The sequence below is a fragment of the Acinetobacter lwoffii genome, assembly GCF_024129115.1.
Taxonomy (GTDB): Bacteria; Pseudomonadota; Gammaproteobacteria; order Pseudomonadales; family Moraxellaceae; genus Acinetobacter; species Acinetobacter lwoffii_T.
On sequence record NZ_JAMXXO010000004.1, the window covers coordinates 110127 to 125544 of the forward strand.

At 41.8% G+C, this 15418-nt stretch carries 14 protein-coding genes, 1 tRNA gene and 1 pseudogene; 7 read left to right on the plus strand and 9 right to left on the minus strand.

Features of this window, described 5'->3' with window-relative positions:
• Positions 1 to 33: 33 nt before the first annotated feature.
• Positions 34 to 573 (minus strand): KdsC family phosphatase, encoded by a 540-nt coding sequence (locus tag NI470_RS05750; protein ID WP_004279958.1) that lies wholly within the window; start codon positions 571 to 573, stop codon positions 34 to 36.
• Between the two features lie 3 nt (positions 574 to 576).
• Complete coding sequence (locus NI470_RS05755; protein WP_004279959.1) at positions 577 to 1620, minus strand: KpsF/GutQ family sugar-phosphate isomerase; 1044 nt, start codon at positions 1618 to 1620, stop codon at positions 577 to 579.
• A 432-nt stretch (positions 1621 to 2052) separates the two neighbouring features.
• On the opposite strand from NI470_RS05755, the gene cysS reads away from it, so the two are divergent.
• From cysS to NI470_RS05775, 4 genes are all read left to right on the plus strand, one after another.
• Positions 2053 to 3474: a cysteine--tRNA ligase gene (cysS, locus tag NI470_RS05760; protein WP_253147893.1), complete on the plus strand. Its 1422-nt coding sequence runs from the start codon at positions 2053 to 2055 to the stop codon at positions 3472 to 3474.
• A gap of 62 nt (positions 3475 to 3536) precedes the next feature.
• Positions 3537 to 3612: transfer RNA gene (locus NI470_RS05765), tRNA-Gly, on the plus strand.
• A 191-nt stretch (positions 3613 to 3803) separates the two neighbouring features.
• A complete protein-coding gene (locus NI470_RS05770) occupies positions 3804 to 4592 on the plus strand; it encodes a hypothetical protein (protein WP_004279961.1) in 789 nt (262 codons plus the stop codon).
• Positions 4593 to 4685: 93 nt separating this feature from the next.
• Positions 4686 to 5675: a fatty acid desaturase family protein gene (locus NI470_RS05775; protein ID WP_005107238.1), complete on the plus strand. Its 990-nt coding sequence runs from the start codon at positions 4686 to 4688 to the stop codon at positions 5673 to 5675.
• An 18-nt stretch (positions 5676 to 5693) separates the two neighbouring features.
• Here NI470_RS05775 and NI470_RS05780 read toward each other — a convergent pair whose 3' ends face one another.
• Both NI470_RS05780 and yfcF read right to left on the minus strand, forming a co-directional pair.
• Entirely contained in the window at positions 5694 to 6635 is a 942-nt protein-coding gene (locus tag NI470_RS05780; RefSeq protein ID WP_253147892.1) for a cation diffusion facilitator family transporter, read from the minus strand.
• Between the two features lie 130 nt (positions 6636 to 6765).
• Complete coding sequence (gene yfcF, locus NI470_RS05785; RefSeq protein ID WP_253147891.1) at positions 6766 to 7407, minus strand: glutathione transferase; 642 nt, start codon at positions 7405 to 7407, stop codon at positions 6766 to 6768.
• A 239-nt stretch (positions 7408 to 7646) separates the two neighbouring features.
• Between yfcF and NI470_RS05790 the strand changes: the two genes are divergently transcribed.
• The gene (locus NI470_RS05790) at positions 7647 to 8363 is read left to right on the plus strand and encodes a glutamine amidotransferase (RefSeq protein WP_005246691.1); all 717 of its coding nucleotides are present in this window, start codon (positions 7647 to 7649) and stop codon (positions 8361 to 8363) included.
• A gap of 47 nt (positions 8364 to 8410) precedes the next feature.
• Here NI470_RS05790 and NI470_RS05795 read toward each other — a convergent pair whose 3' ends face one another.
• The 5 genes and pseudogenes from NI470_RS05795 to NI470_RS05815 all read right to left on the minus strand — a co-directional run bounded on the left by NI470_RS05795 (position 8411) and on the right by NI470_RS05815 (position 12916).
• Entirely contained in the window at positions 8411 to 8998 is a 588-nt protein-coding gene (locus tag NI470_RS05795) for a YceI family protein (protein WP_004646669.1), read from the minus strand.
• A gap of 130 nt (positions 8999 to 9128) precedes the next feature.
• Positions 9129 to 9584, minus strand: a pseudogene (locus NI470_RS05800) (GNAT family N-acetyltransferase).
• Positions 9585 to 9759: 175 nt separating this feature from the next.
• Positions 9760 to 9975 (minus strand): hypothetical protein, encoded by a 216-nt coding sequence (locus tag NI470_RS05805; protein ID WP_005246695.1) that lies wholly within the window; start codon positions 9973 to 9975, stop codon positions 9760 to 9762.
• Between the two features lie 134 nt (positions 9976 to 10109).
• Positions 10110 to 12098, minus strand: coding sequence for a transketolase (tkt, locus tag NI470_RS05810; protein WP_195724848.1), 1989 nt, complete (start codon positions 12096 to 12098; stop codon positions 10110 to 10112).
• 434 nt (positions 12099 to 12532) lie between these two features.
• Entirely contained in the window at positions 12533 to 12916 is a 384-nt protein-coding gene (locus tag NI470_RS05815) for a pilin (protein WP_253147459.1), read from the minus strand.
• A gap of 475 nt (positions 12917 to 13391) precedes the next feature.
• Here NI470_RS05815 and metK point away from each other — a divergent pair, with 475 nt between their 5' ends.
• Together metK and NI470_RS05825 are read left to right on the plus strand one after the other, a co-directional pair.
• Positions 13392 to 14558, plus strand: a complete 1167-nt coding sequence (gene metK, locus NI470_RS05820; protein ID WP_253147890.1) for a methionine adenosyltransferase — start codon at positions 13392 to 13394, stop codon at positions 14556 to 14558.
• A gap of 330 nt (positions 14559 to 14888) precedes the next feature.
• Entirely contained in the window at positions 14889 to 15233 is a 345-nt protein-coding gene (locus tag NI470_RS05825; protein WP_005104359.1) for a hypothetical protein, read from the plus strand.
• Positions 15234 to 15418: the final 185 nt, after the last annotated feature.

The window sequence follows — 15418 nt, forward strand, 5'->3', positions numbered from 1 at the left end:
AAGCGGTGTACTTAATCCAAAAGATATGACTTATTAATAAGGCGCACGAGTATATTTTTCAAGTAACTCTTGGTACATGCCTTTGGACATTAACAACATATCGCAGATTTCACGCACCGCACCACGTCCACCCTGTGCCTGAGTCACCAGATCGGCACGGCGGCGAACTTCGACATGACCATTAGGCACGGTCACTTTCATGCCGGCAATGGCAAAAGCAGACAGATCAGGCCAATCATCGCCCATGTACAGACAATCTTCAGGATCAATATTAAGCTGCGCACAGGCTTCACGAAGTGCTGTACCTTTATCTTCACGGCCCTGATAGACCAGATCAACCCCCAGATCCGACATACGCTTTTCTACAATATTGCTTTTACGCCCGGTGATAATGATCACCTTGATCCCTGCTTGCTGAACCAGTTTCATGCCCAGACCATCACGAATGTCAAAGGATTTGATCTCATCGCCAGTATTGGTCAGCGTTACAAAGCCATCACTTAAAATACCATCTACATCAAGCACCAGTGCTGCAATATGACGTGCCTGTTCTAATAATACATAAGATGCCATTTATTAATTTACCCCAGCCTGAATCAGGTCATGCATACTAATCACGCCAATGACTTTATTGGCATCATCAACAACTACAAATTGATTAATTTTATGTTCATTCATACGTTCCAGTGCGACCACTGCACGTGCTTCCTGAGAAATGGTCAACGGATTTTTGGTCATCACGTCCTGAATAGCCAGATTGACATCAAAACCTTGCTGCTTATCAATCAAGCGACGCAAGTCACCATCGGTAAAAATCCCCAGCAACACATCATTTTCATCGACGACTGTGGTTAAGCCCAAGCGCTTGTTGGAAATTTCGTACAATACTTTATTCATGGCGGTATCTGGCGAGACTTTAGGTAAATCTGCGCCAGTACGCATCAGATGCTTCACGTGCAATAACAGACGCTTACCCAGCGCACCTGCAGGATGTGAGCGTGCAAAATCATCTGAGGTAAAGCCGCGAGCGTCCAGTAAAGCCACCGCCAAAGCATCACCCAAAGCCAATGTTGCCGTCGTTGACGATGTCGGCGCTAAACCCAGTGGACAGGCTTCTTGGATATTACCCAACGTCAAAGCTACATCAGCATTTTGTGGCATTGGACCACGATCATCACCACTGATGGTAATCAGCGGAATTTCCAGATGTTTGATGAGTGGCATCAACATCATGATTTCATCACTCTTGCCCGAGTTTGAAATTGCAATCAGCACATCACCAGCCACCAGCATCCCTAAGTCACCATGACCGGCTTCACCTGGATGCATAAAGAATGAGGGAGTTCCGGTCGAAGCAAAGGTCGCCGCCATTTTACGGCCAATATGACCTGACTTGCCCATTCCGGTAATCACCAGACGGCCGGTACACTGTAGAATAATTTCACATGCCCGGCTAAAACGGTCATCAATCTGTGTTGCTAAAATCTGTAGTGCATTTTCTTCGATGCGCAGTGTTTCAAGTGCGACTTTCTGGAAATCTAGTTGATTCGCTGTTTTTTGTGGATTCAAAGCCTGTTTACCTACGCTAAGGACAGAGAAAAACTCTGGTTTGATGGGCATAATTTTCGCAATTTTAGCATAGCTATGCAATTGTAAGCTTTCTAAATGTAGAGGATTCGAAGGATTTTTAATATATTCAGATTGTATTCAACTTGCACAATCTGGTATCTCCATCTCTACATTCGCTTCATTTTTGACGCTGTAAAAGGCGCTTGTTTTTATTTTTTAGGGGAACGCGCTTACGCTATCCAAAATAGGTTTGGTTCAAATCAGACCAGACTCATTCAAATATAATTTAATCATACTGGCAAACATTACCTCTGAAAATGTAAGCTCAATATCGCTATTTCACTTCCTGAACCTCTTCTTTCTAAATCACTCTCGTTGCCTAACTATCCTAAATAACTGAGGCTTTTTGCGCTTTTATCTTTATGAATAATTATGCTTAGGTTAAGATGATTCATCCTTTTATTTGAAGTCTTTTGAACAGCTATGCAACCATTTGTTCTATATAACTCAGAGCAACGCAAAAAAGTAGAATTCGTACCTCGTGTTGAAGGTCAAATTGATCTGTATGTCTGTGGTATGACGGTTTATGACTACTGTCATATTGGACATGCACGTACAGTGGTTGCATTTGACTATATTATCCGTTTCCTGCGTAGCCAAGGCTGGAAAGTCAAATATGTGCGTAATATTACGGATATTGACGACAAAATTATTAAACGTGCCAATGAAAATGGCGAAAGTATCTCAGAGCTAACCAGCCGCTTTATTGATGCGATGAATGAGGATTTTGCCAAACTGGGCTGCCTTGCACCTGATGTAGCACCTAAAGCCACAGATTACATCGATCAGATGCAGGATATGATCAGCAACCTGGTCGACAAAGGTACGGCTTATCCATCCAATAATGGTGATGTCTACTTTGAGGTCGAGAAGTTTGCCAAATATGGTCGTCTTTCTGGCCGTAAACTAGAAGATATGCAAGCCGGTGCCTCTGAACGTGTCGATGTTGAAGTCGAAAAGAAACATCCGTTTGACTTTGTCCTCTGGAAACACGCCAAAGAAAATGAACCGTCATGGGCATCTCCTTGGGGTAATGGTCGTCCAGGCTGGCATATTGAATGTTCAGCAATGTCGACCTGCTGCCTGGGTAATCATTTCGATATTCATGGCGGCGGTGCCGATTTAACCTTCCCGCACCATGAAAATGAAATTGCACAATCTGAAGCTTCTACTGGCGAACAGTATGTCAATTACTGGATGCATGCCGGATTTATTAATGTCGATGGCGAGAAAATGTCGAAGTCTTTAGGCAATTTCTTCACTATTCGCGACGTGATTGAAAAATTCCATCCGGAAGTGGTGCGTTATTTCATTGTCTCTTCCCATTATCGTAGCCCGGTGAATTACTCGGATGTTGCCTTAAAAGAAGCAAAAAATACCTTGTCTCGTTTCTATCACTCGTTTAAAACCTATCAGGCGGTTTATGGTGATCATCTGATTGAAACTCTGGATGAGGCTTTTGTTGAACGTTTTAATACCGCTATATGTGATGATTTCAATACGCCTGAAGCGATTGCGGTATTGTTCGAAATCAATAAAGAACTGAATCGTGCCGTGAAAGAAGAAAATGCGGAACAGGCAGCGATTTATTATGCAACTTTACGTCACCTGACCAATATTCTCGGTCTGGTACAGCAGGATGTAGAAGAGTTCCTCAAGTCTGACATTGGTCAGGAAGCTCTAGGGTTGTCACCTGAACAAATTGAAGATTTAATTCAACAGCGTCAGGATGCCAAGAAAGCCAAAGAATTCGCACGTGCGGATGAGATTCGTCAATCTTTACTTGATCAAGGTGTTGTTCTTGAGGATACCCGTCAAGGTACGGTTTGGCGCCGTGCTGATTAATTAATCAAACAGATTTATAGAGAGTTGACACTGCTGTGGAATTCTCTATAATTCACCTCATTGCGGGAATAGCTCAGTTGGTAGAGCATAACCTTGCCAAGGTTGGGGTCGGGAGTTCGAGTCTCCTTTCCCGCTCCAGAATACGAAAAACCCTTATCGAAAGATAAGGGTTTTTTATTGTGTTTGAAAAAAATTTATTAATAAAATGCATATCTCAAATCACTTATTCATCCTCTTTTACCCTGACAATTTTTTTGGGTTATTTATGACAAAGTGCTATTGTGGATAAACTTTAAAACTTTCAATCCCTTTCATAACGATATCGTTTCATGACTTATAAATTAAATGCTCGTCATCTAATTCTAGATCTTTTATATGCCTCTAAAAACTCCACCCTGTCTATTAAGCGGATATTAACTGCTGCTGAATTATTGGGTATATCTGACAATGGGATCCGTGTCGCTGTGGCCCGATTAAATCAGGAAAATGTGATTCAAGCTGTAGAGCGCGGCGTATATCAATTGCTAGAGAAAAAATTCGATACTTCTTTTATCAGCTTAAACAAACACCCTGATATGCAAACGGCGACCACATGGAACGGAAAATATGTATTGGTCTATACCGGCACTTTGGGACGTGTAGACCGTACTGCCTTATCTAAAAGAGAAAAAGCGCTACGTTATTATGGTTTTCAGGAACTAGAGCAAAATGTTTTTATTCGTCCCGATAATTTAACACTAAACCTAAGTCCATTAAAAACAGCTGTAATCCAGTTTGGATTAGATCCTGACGCACGTTTTTTCCAAATCAGTCAACTGGAAAGTGAAACCGAAGTTCGTGATTTATGGGATATCGAAGCGCTACATCAGACCTATCATGCAGTACAGCATGATATCAATGACTGGTTTGAGAATTACCAAAATCTGACTTTAGCAGATGCTGCAAAAAGTGCCTTTTATCTAGGTAAATCTGCCCTGTTTAGTTTACGTGCTGATCCTTTGCTTCCTGCAGAATGGATAGACACCGATGCCCGACAACAATTTGAGCTCGCAGTCCGCAAAATAGAAAAACAGGGTCAACTTTTATGGCAACATTATTTTAAAGACCAAGGGGTCTAATTTATTTCTATTTTATACACAAAAATAAATTGACTGTAATATTTCATCCAAATATATTGAATACAGCAATAAGAACTAAATATAGGCAGAAGAATGAACAGCAAGGTCAGTGTCACAGAACTTTTTAGTCGTGATGAAATTAAAGAACTCACCACGACCTCAGACTTGCACGGTGCCTGGGCAGTAGGTTCGACATGGACCGTAATTGTCATGACCTTTGGCACGGTAGCCTATAGCTGGGAATATTTACCTACGTGGGGGAAAGTCCTGATGTGCGCGCTGGCATTGGCCATTCTTGCTGGACGCCAGCTTGCCATGGCTATTTTGATGCATGATGCCTCCCATCATAGCCTGTTCAAAACTAAATGGTTAAACACTCATTTGACCGACTGGCTCTGTGCACGCCCGATCTGGAATGATGTCGGCAAGTATCGTCCCTATCATCTGAAACATCATGCTAAAACCTCGCAGCCAGATGATCCTGACTTGGGGTTGGTAAAAAATTTTCCCATTACTCAAAGCTCACTATTCAGGAAATTCTTTCGTGATCTGAATGGGCAATCTGGACTTAAGTTCCTTGCAGGTCGAGTATTAATGGATCTTGAATTACTGGAATGGAGTGTTTCCAACGACCCCAAGCCAATTCCGCGTGGTGATCGCAGCAATCTAGAGTTAGCGAAAAACTTGCTGAAAAATAGTTCCGGTATGCTCATCTCAAATGCAGCAATTTTTTCTGCACTGTGGGCCAGCGGACATCCTAAACTATATTTATTATGGCCTCTTGCCTATATCACTCCATTCCCCTTGTTCATCCGCATCCGCGCCATGGCTGAGCATGCGGGCCTAGAAACCAGTCATTCTGCCCTGAGCAATACTCGAACTACCCGTGCAGGCTGGCTGGCACGTGCTTTTGTTGCACCAATTCATGTGAACTATCATATTGAACATCATTTAATGGCCTCTGTTCCGCATCAAAAGCTGGCAAAAATGCACCAGATGTTAAGAGAGCGTCAGTATGTCGATGCTCCGCCAAGTTATCTGGATGTGATTCGCTCACTTTTAAAAAATAATCAATTTTCCTGATGCTTAGATTATTCAATTTCAATGCTGATGGTTTTCGGCATGTGAATGCGGATGTGAGGATTGTCCCCGATGTTCCGGCGGACAATCTTCCGCTTCGATCTGCAAGGTCATCTCGGTAATATGATGCTCATGGTGGAGCATCTCAAAGGCCTGATGACGCAGTTTCTGATAATCCACATTCGGTGCAACCAGATGCACAGTCAGCATGACTTTTTTGGAGGTAATTGCCCAAACCTTGAGCTGATGAATGTCCTGAACCCCTTCGAGCGCCAAAAGATCGTGGCGTAATTTTTCAATATCAATTTCATCCGGCACACCTTCAAGCAGAATATTGATGCTCTGTTTCAGCAAAATCCAGGTTCTTGGCAACACCCAAAATCCGATCAATACCGCAATCAGCGTATCCACCCACATCCAGCCAGTGAAATAAATCACTAGCGCTCCAATAATCACGCCTACAGACCCCAGTGCATCACTCAGCACTTCCAGATAAGCGCCTTTGACATTGAGACTTTCCTGACTGCTAGACACCAGAATTTTCATGGAAATCAGATTAATGATTAGCCCCAAGGTGGCCACGATCATCATGCCCAAACTCTGGATTTCCGGCGGATGACTCAAACGCTGATAAGCTTCAAACAAAATATAAATCGCAACCACAAACAGCATTAAGGCGTTAAACAAAGCAGCCAAAATCTCAAAGCGCTGATAACCAAATGTCCGTTTATTGTCTGCCGGTTTTTGTCCAATTTTGATAGCGACTAAAGCGATAGCCAGTGCAGCAGCATCGGTAAACATATGCGCAGCATCAGAAAGTAAGGCCAAACTTTGAGTTAGAAAACCAGCAATCACTTCCACAATTAAAAAAGTGGTGGTTAATCCCAGCGCTATTGATAATTTTTTGGCATTTTTTGCAGTCACGGTCACATGACTATGCTCATGATGATGTGAATTCCCCACCGGCCACTCCTTCCTTATTATTCAACGAGGACTGTATCCTCAGCATATTTCAAGTTTTATTCTGATTCATATTACGCTTGAATTTTACCTATTTAAGTAGATTTTTTATGAACTGTTTTATCAGTCAACATTAAATTAAAGTTTTAGCTTTTTCATGCTCTACCAACCAGGCCTGTACCGAAGCACGCTTAAAATTACGCTCGACATATTCTATTATTTTCACAGGAAGTTTCACCTGATGACTCAGCAGACGATGCAACATAAAGGCTAGATCAAAGTCTGCAATGGACCAGTGTTCAGTCAACCATATGTCCTCTAGCATATGTTCTGCCACATTTACCAAGCGCTGAATTTCTTCAGTGATCGGAGCTGTAAGAGGTGTAGATATTTTTGCTGGGTGAAATACCGAATCGGAAGGCATCTGCTGGCGGATTTGCATAAAATCCGTTTTGACCAAGGCTTGTATGGCCCGACATTTAGCTCTGGCATGAATTTCCTTTGGATATAAGGCCGGATAACTTGGAGCCGGAAAGGCATCTTCCAAGTATTCAGTGATCGCCCATGATTCAAACAGGCTAAAGTTATCTACTATTAAACACGGAACTTTAGCACTTGGACAAATGGCTTGATAAGCCGCAGATTTCTGTTGCTGCTGATCTAAATCAATCACGATTTCCTGAAAATCTAAACCCTTTTCTTTTAAGGCAACATAGACCGACATGGCATAAGGGCTGATTCTATTTTTATCGACATATAAACGTATATTTTGCATATCCTTGTTCCTGATAGGCTTGTTGTTTTTATTCAGTACGGCAGTCTTACTCTACTCTCTTTCCTATACAAAAGGAAAATGACCCACTTCATGTAGCGATCACACAAAAATGTTTATACAGTTGCCGATAGCGAAGCGATATTCATTATTTTCTATTTTGCACAGGATCGGTAGATAAAGCCTTTTATTTTGCTCTTGATTCACGTTAAATTAAATCATTCTCTTGATATCAAAAAACTATGCTGAACTTAGCCCACCTCCCCGATACCGTGTATGCCATTCAACATCTGGCTTTTGAAGACTTAGGCGCTTGGGAAGATATTTTTTATCAGCTCGGCTTACGTGTGCGTTATTTCGAAGCTGGTATTGATGATCTCACTAAGGCTTTTGAACATCCCGGATTAACCGTTATTCTCGGTGGCCCGATTGCAGTCTATGAAACTGAGGATTATCCTTTTTTACAACACGAAATAGACTTACTTAAAGTTCGACTTGAAAAGAATTTACCGACTTTAGGCATTTGTTTAGGTGCGCAGTTAATTGCTGCTGCATTGAATGCTAAAGTCTATCCAGGAGATGTGAAGGAAATTGACTGGTCTAAGCTCAGTCTTGCTTCTATTGAAAATAACCCACTAAAAGCTCTGGAAGATATCGACGTCCTGCATTGGCATGGTGATACCTTTGACCTACCTGAACAGGCAGAATTACTGGCCAGTTCTGACCTTTATCCAAATCAGGCTTTTCGGGTAGGACAGAATATTCTGGCACTACAATTCCATGCTGAAGTGGCCAGTGAAAGTTTAGAGAAATGGCTGATTGGACATACCTGTGAGTTACGCAAAGCCCAGATCAATATTCCCGCCTTACGGGCGGATCATCAAAGCTATGCGCCCGCGCTTGAACAGGCCGCCAGTTCGGTATTGCTGCATTATTTAGAAAACTTGCAACTTAAATAACCGTAATAAAAAAGCACCCAGTTGGGTGCTTTTTTAATTTGTCATGCTTATTTTTTCGGAGCAGGAACAGAAGCCTCGGTAGTAATGTTCACTGTAATTTTATCGCCCACATTTGGAACATAACCGCCTACCCCAAAGGCTGAACGGTTAAATGAAGTGGTTGCATTGAAACCAATCGTTTGTAATTTTGTCATTGGGTGCACGCCTTGTTTATTTAAAACTGCGTCCAGTACCACAGGTTTAGTGACATCTTTTACGGTTAAGTTACCGGTGATTTTGTATTTGTTTTTGCCTAAAGCCTGAACTTTAGTACTTTTAAAAGTGATATTCGGATATTTGGCAGCATCAAAAAATTCTGCTGTCTTAATATGGTCATCCAGCGCTTTCACATTCGTATTAATGCTTGCAACCGGGATGTTCACATTGACCGAAGAATTCGCAGGTTTTGCATTATCAACATTAATCGTACCCTGGATGTCACTGAAGTTTGCAGATGGTGTAGAGAAACCAAAGTGGCTCCAAGAGAACACCGTTGCTGAATGAGTCGGGTCAATCGTATAGGCCACTGGTTTTGCCATAGAAACTGTTGCTACAGATGCGACCGCCAAGCCTAATGCTAATGTTTTGAAATTCATGTTTTTATCTCACGTTTTGGATGTTATTAAGTGTATAGAATCTGGAACCGTTTACAGCCCTAAAGATAAAACGTTTTGTTGCAGTGATGAAACGATAAAATTGTAAGTTATTTTTTTTAATTTTTGAGCTTTAATCCATACGGTACTGGATGAATCCAGTTTTCTTGGCGACTTTGTTATACAACGCTTGTGCCTGATGATTTGATTCCTGAGTCAGCCAGTAAACCCGGTCGCAATTACGCTGCTGTGCAACCTAATAGACATGTTGAATCAACTTACGCGCCACACCCTTTCCCCGATAGTCAGGATGGGTAAATAGATCCTGCAAATAGGCATAAGGTCTTACTGTCCAGCTACTGTTATGTTCGATGACATGCACCATCCCAACGACCTTTCCATCAATCAAGGCCGCAAAACCGTATATTGAATCTAATTCATAATTGGTTAATTTATCCCAGGTATTTTCACTCACCTCATCCGAAATTTGCGTCTGATAAAAGCGTTGATAGTCTTGCCATAAAAATAGCCATTCCGGCTGTGATATTTGCTCTAGAGATTTGATCTGGATCTGGGGCTGTATATTCATGTTTAACCGCTTCTTTGGCTTATTTCTTTAATTTAAGTCGTTTCGATAGTGGTCGCTGAATTTTTATAGCGGCCTAAACTTAGCTTTATCTCATCTGGTGCTCATAAGCAACCTGTCAGATGAAAATCATCCGGCATAAAAAAAGCCCCAATCAGGGACTTTTCATGCTTTATGTTTAAAGTTTTTCAACCAGAATACGATCAACCTGTTTTAGGCCAGTCGTCTTTTCATGATTTTTACGACGCACTTTAATGACCTTTTCTTCGGCTAATTCTTGCAGCATTAAATCAACTGCAACCATCGCTTCAAGAGCTAACTCCTGTCCGATCCACTTGAGTTCGCCTGCATCCATTAAAATAATTTCATCGTTAATTTGTTCATACAAGCTCATGTTCATCTCACTCTTTCATTTCGACTATGGGAGAACCTTCTAACAGTTGCCACATGAAAACAACGCTAAAAAGCGAAAAAATAAAAGACGCCCCAAAAATGGAGCGTCTTTTAAAAAACTGCTTAATCAGTTGATTATGCAGTAATCTCTTTTATAGCTGCTACAACTGCTTCAGTAGTAATACCGAAGAACTGGAACAGATCTTTTGCAGGTGCAGATTCGCCATACGTTGTCATACCGATTACGCGACCATCAAGACCCACAAATTTCCACCAGTAATCAACATGTGCAGCCTCAACAGCAACACGTGCACGAATATTTGATGGAAGAACCGCTTCACGATAAGCTGCATCTTGCTTCATGAATTCTTCAGCACATGGCATAGACACGACACGCACGCCTTCAAGCTGTGCATAAGCTTCCATTGCCAGAGATACTTCAGAACCAGTTGCAATGATGATGGCTTTCAATTCGCCTTTTTCTTCAGCCAATACATAGCCACCTTTCGCAGCGTTCTCAATTTGAGCTTGAGTACGGGTTTGGAATGGCAAGTTCTGACGAGAGAAGATCAATGCGGTTGGACCTTCAGCACGCGTTAATGCAGATTTCCAAGAAATTGCTGCTTCAACGGTATCACATGGGCGCCATGTATTTAGGTTTGGTGTACCACGAAGGGATGCGATCTGCTCAACAGGTTGATGCGTTGGGCCATCTTCACCCAGACCAATTGAGTCATGCGTATACACATGGATCACGCGCTGTTTCATTAATGCAGACATACGTACCGCATTACGTGCATATTCCATAAACATCAGGAATGTTGCTACGTAAGGGATAAAACCGCCATGCAGTGCAACACCATTCGCGATTGCAGTCATACCGAATTCACGTACGCCATAGTGTACATAGTTACCTGCCGGATTGTCCTGTACGCCTTGCGCGCCTTTCCAAAGGGTCAGGTTAGAACCTGCAAGATCCGCAGAACCACCTAGAACTTCTGGCAATAATGGAACAAGTGCTTGTAATGCATTTTGGCTGGCTTTACGCGTCGCAATCGTTTCAGCCTTGGCATTCACTTCTGCAATATAGGCATCCGCTTTTGCAACGAAGTCAGCCGGTAATTCACCAGATAAACGACGTTTAAATTCAGCGGCTTCAGTTGGATATTTTGCAGCATAAGCAGCAAATGTTTCGTTCCAAGCTGCTTCTGATTCAGCACCTTTAGCTTTCGCATCCCAAGCTGCGTAAACATCTTCAGGAATTACAAATGCTTCATCAGTCCAGCCTAGTGCTTCACGAGTCAAGACGATTTCGTCATGACCGAGTGGTGCACCATGACTGTCTTCTTTACCTTGCTTGTTTGGTGAACCCAAACCAATCACGGTTTTACAGATAATGATGGTTGGTTTAGCAGTTTCAGCTTTCGCCTCAACAGTTGCCTGACGGATTGCATCTGCATCGTGACCATCAACTTTAATCACTTGCCAGCCGTATGCCAGAAAGCGTTGTTCTGTATCGTCAGAGAACCAGCCTTCCACTTCGCCATCAATCGAGATGCCATTGTCGTCATAGTAAGCAATCAATTTGCCTAGACCCAATGTACCCGCCAAAGAACATGCTTCGTGAGAAACACCTTCCATCAAACAGCCATCGCCGAGGAAGCAATAAGTGAAGTGATCTACAACTTGGATGTCGTCTTTGTTAAATTGTGCAGCTAGGGTTTTTTCAGCCAGTGCAAAACCAACAGCATTCGCGATGCCTTGACCTAAAGGACCAGTCGTCGTTTCAATTCCTGGCGCATAGCCCAATTCCGGGTGACCAGGTGTTTTAGAATGAAGTTGACGGAATGCTTTTAGATCTTCAATCGAAAGATCGTAGCCCGTTAAATGAAGAAGCGCATATTGAAGCATAGAGCCATGGCCATTTGACAATACAAAACGGTCACGGTTTGCCCAATTCGGGTTGGTCGGGTTGTGGTTCATGAATTCACGCCAAACCACATCAGCGATATCTGCCATCCCCATTGGAGCACCTGGATGTCCTGAGTTTGCTTTTTGCACAGCATCCATTGCCAATACACGAATTGCGTTTGCAATACGACGTTCATTAAGCGGGGTTGTCATAAATCAGAGTCCAAAATATTCAGAAATAGGAAATGATGAAAAGACTTTCAAAACTGTTGTCTATTGTCTTAAAAAAACAGCGAGGGGTAAAGACTAACCAACAATATTTATCAGTTTATTGAGTGTCTCTTGCCTTATCGTACAATTATTCCACATTTCTTCTTCGGCTTCGGTTCTTCAGATTGAATTATCCCGCATTTTCTAATTAACTTTCTTGTCTGTATCTGGATTCTAAGCTGATAAACAGGATTGAATTTATGCTGATTTTATTTCTATTTTATATGTCTCACATCATTATTTTTAAAGAAAATCTATACAATTCACTGATCTATTCATAATGTAATTTATACTAAATTTTATAAAATATTGGCAGGATTGTTTGATATACAGGTGAAAATCTAATTTGCTTAGGCTAATTTTATACTTCGGCAGACTTATTGAACCTGACAGTCTTTAGGCAAATAACGCTGCTGAATATCAGTGGAATAACATTTACCACTATGAACATCAAAAGCGACTGATTTCCCGCGAATCGCAGTATCTACACCCTGCTCTCCTATCTTGAACTCTATCCGGCACGCGGCATTAATAATCACTTTTTCGATATATTGGCTAGGACCACCAATCTCGCGACCAGCATCACAGTGCTGATCCGAAGCAATGAACTGGGTTCGATATGCTCCAGCCTGCTCAAACACTTCTACTAATTGATTCCGCACGACATAAGCTTGATGACTCATAAAAGCCATCGTCACTAAAATCGCGATGATGATGAGCACGATCAGCACTTCAATCAGGGTAAATGCCTTTTGATACATGATTTCTGATCTCCGTACAGTCTTGCTCCAACAAGAAGTCCATAGCAAAAGATATCGCCATTCCTAAACAGCTAATGTGGAAGACTTAGCGCTAATATGAAGACACGCTTGAACATCGACAAGACAGTTGGTCGCAAGGCGCACAGTCTGAATCTGCTTTATTGGTGTAATGATCACTTGCTTAAGTAAATTTAAAATTTGGAGCTTTGTATTTTTTCTATCATCTATTTTTTAAGATTTAATCGGAAATCTAAGCATTTAATTTTATAATAGTCTGATGGATTAAAATATTGTTGCTTCATATTCCTCAATCAATAATGCTGTCTAAATAGATATATCAATTTTTTTAATTCTATTAATCAATTAAAAACACAATAATTTGAAACAATTTCGACCAATTTTGTCGTGTTAAGCTAGTCCTAGAGCGCAACTCGATGTAACATATCGGGTCTTTAAAATTAACTGTGATAGGACTATGCGCGAGTACGCTGTATTTACTTCGGAATCTGTAAGCGAAGGCCATCCAGATAAAATGGCTGACCAAATCAGTGACGCTATTTTGGATGCAATCTTAAAAGAAGACCCATATGCACGGGTTGCTTGTGAAACGCTTGTAAAAACAGGTGCGGTTGTACTTGCCGGTGAAATCACAACGACAGCAAATGTTGATTTTGAGGCAATTGTACGTCATACCGTAAACGGAATTGGTTATCACCATTCTGATCTTGGTTTTGATGGTTCAACCTGTGCCGTGATCAACATGATTGGTAAACAGTCACCTGAAATTGCTCAGGGTGTAGACCGCCAGAAACCTGAAGATCAGGGTGCCGGCGACCAAGGTTTAATGTTCGGTTATGCAAGCCGCGAAACTGATGTATTAATGCCTGCACCGATTTCATATGCGCATCGCTTAATGGAAAAGCAGGCTGAATTACGCCGTAATGGCACCTTGCCATGGTTACGCCCAGATGCAAAAAGTCAGGTAACTTTTGCTTATGAAAATGGCTTACCAGTTCGTTTAGATGCTGTCGTTCTTTCGACTCAACATGATCCTGAAATCACTCAAGCGAACCTGAAAGAAGCTGTGATTGAAGAAATCGTGAAAAAAATCATTCCTGCTGACATGTTCCATGCAGACACCAAATTCCACATCAACCCAACGGGTATGTTTGTGATCGGTGGTCCTGTAGGTGACTGTGGTTTAACTGGCCGTAAAATTATCGTAGATACCTACGGCGGTATGGCACGTCACGGCGGTGGCGCTTTCTCTGGTAAAGATCCCTCTAAAGTTGACCGTTCTGCTGCGTACGCAGGTCGTTATGTGGCGAAAAATATCGTTGCTGCTGGCTTGGCTGACAAGTGTGAGATTCAGGTGTCTTATGCGATTGGTGTTGCTGAGCCAACTTCAATTTCAATCAATACCTTCAATACTGCAAAAGTCTCTGAAGAATTGATTATTGCACTGGTTCGTGAACATTTCGACTTACGTCCATATGGCATTACCCGTATGCTTGACCTGATCCAGCCAATGTATAAGCAAACTGCTGCTTATGGTCACTTCGGTCGTGAAGGTTCAGATACTGCATTTACTTGGGAAAAAACTGACAAAGTGGAAGCGCTTAAAGCCTCTGCTGGTCTATAAGTTTTTCTTAAAAAAAGCCTGCATCATGCGGGCTTTTTTATGTCTTTCATTTCTTCATTTTTAGAATTATCTCTGGCTCATGATGCCAAATATCTAAATACCAAACTTCATACTATAATCTGCATGTCGAATGATAGTTTTGAAGCTCCCCTCTCTGTGAATATCACTATTCCATGAAACTTAAAACAACTTCCGACTGTGCCATTACAGTATAAGTATCGAAAAAAGTTACAGTTAATCAACAAATGTTGATCTATTTGCTAGCATAAATCTAAACAAATGGCTGCTAAATTAGATTGCAGCTCTACAACAACAAAAGGATATTACTCGATGAATAAATTACTGATTGCTTTAGGTTTGGCGACCACTGTTGCCTTAGTCGGCTGTAGTAAAGAAGAAGCGCCTGAAACCGGCGCAACCACAGGTGAGCATTTAGAAAATGCAGCCAATCAAGCCGGTCATGATATGGAAGATGCCAGCCGTGAGGCTGCGGTAGAAACCGAACGAGCAATGGATAATGCCGCAGAAAATACTGCTCAGGCAGCGGACGAAGCAGCTGCTGCAACGTCTAGAGCAGCAGATGCCACTGCGGAAGCAGCACGTAAAGCAACTGCAGCAACAGCTGCGGCAGTTGAGGAAGGTGCCGGAGAAGTTCGGGAAAAAGCTGAAAACTGATTTTAGGATTCAGCTTGATGTTTAAAAGCCTGCGATTGCAGGCTTTTTTATCAGCGATGATTTTAAATATCGAATGATCTAAATTGAAATTGCATTATTTCTTGATGGGATCAATTTTTATCTAAATGATTCGATAAAATCAAATAAATTGATAAAACTTATCAAGTATTAGAATGACTTAATTG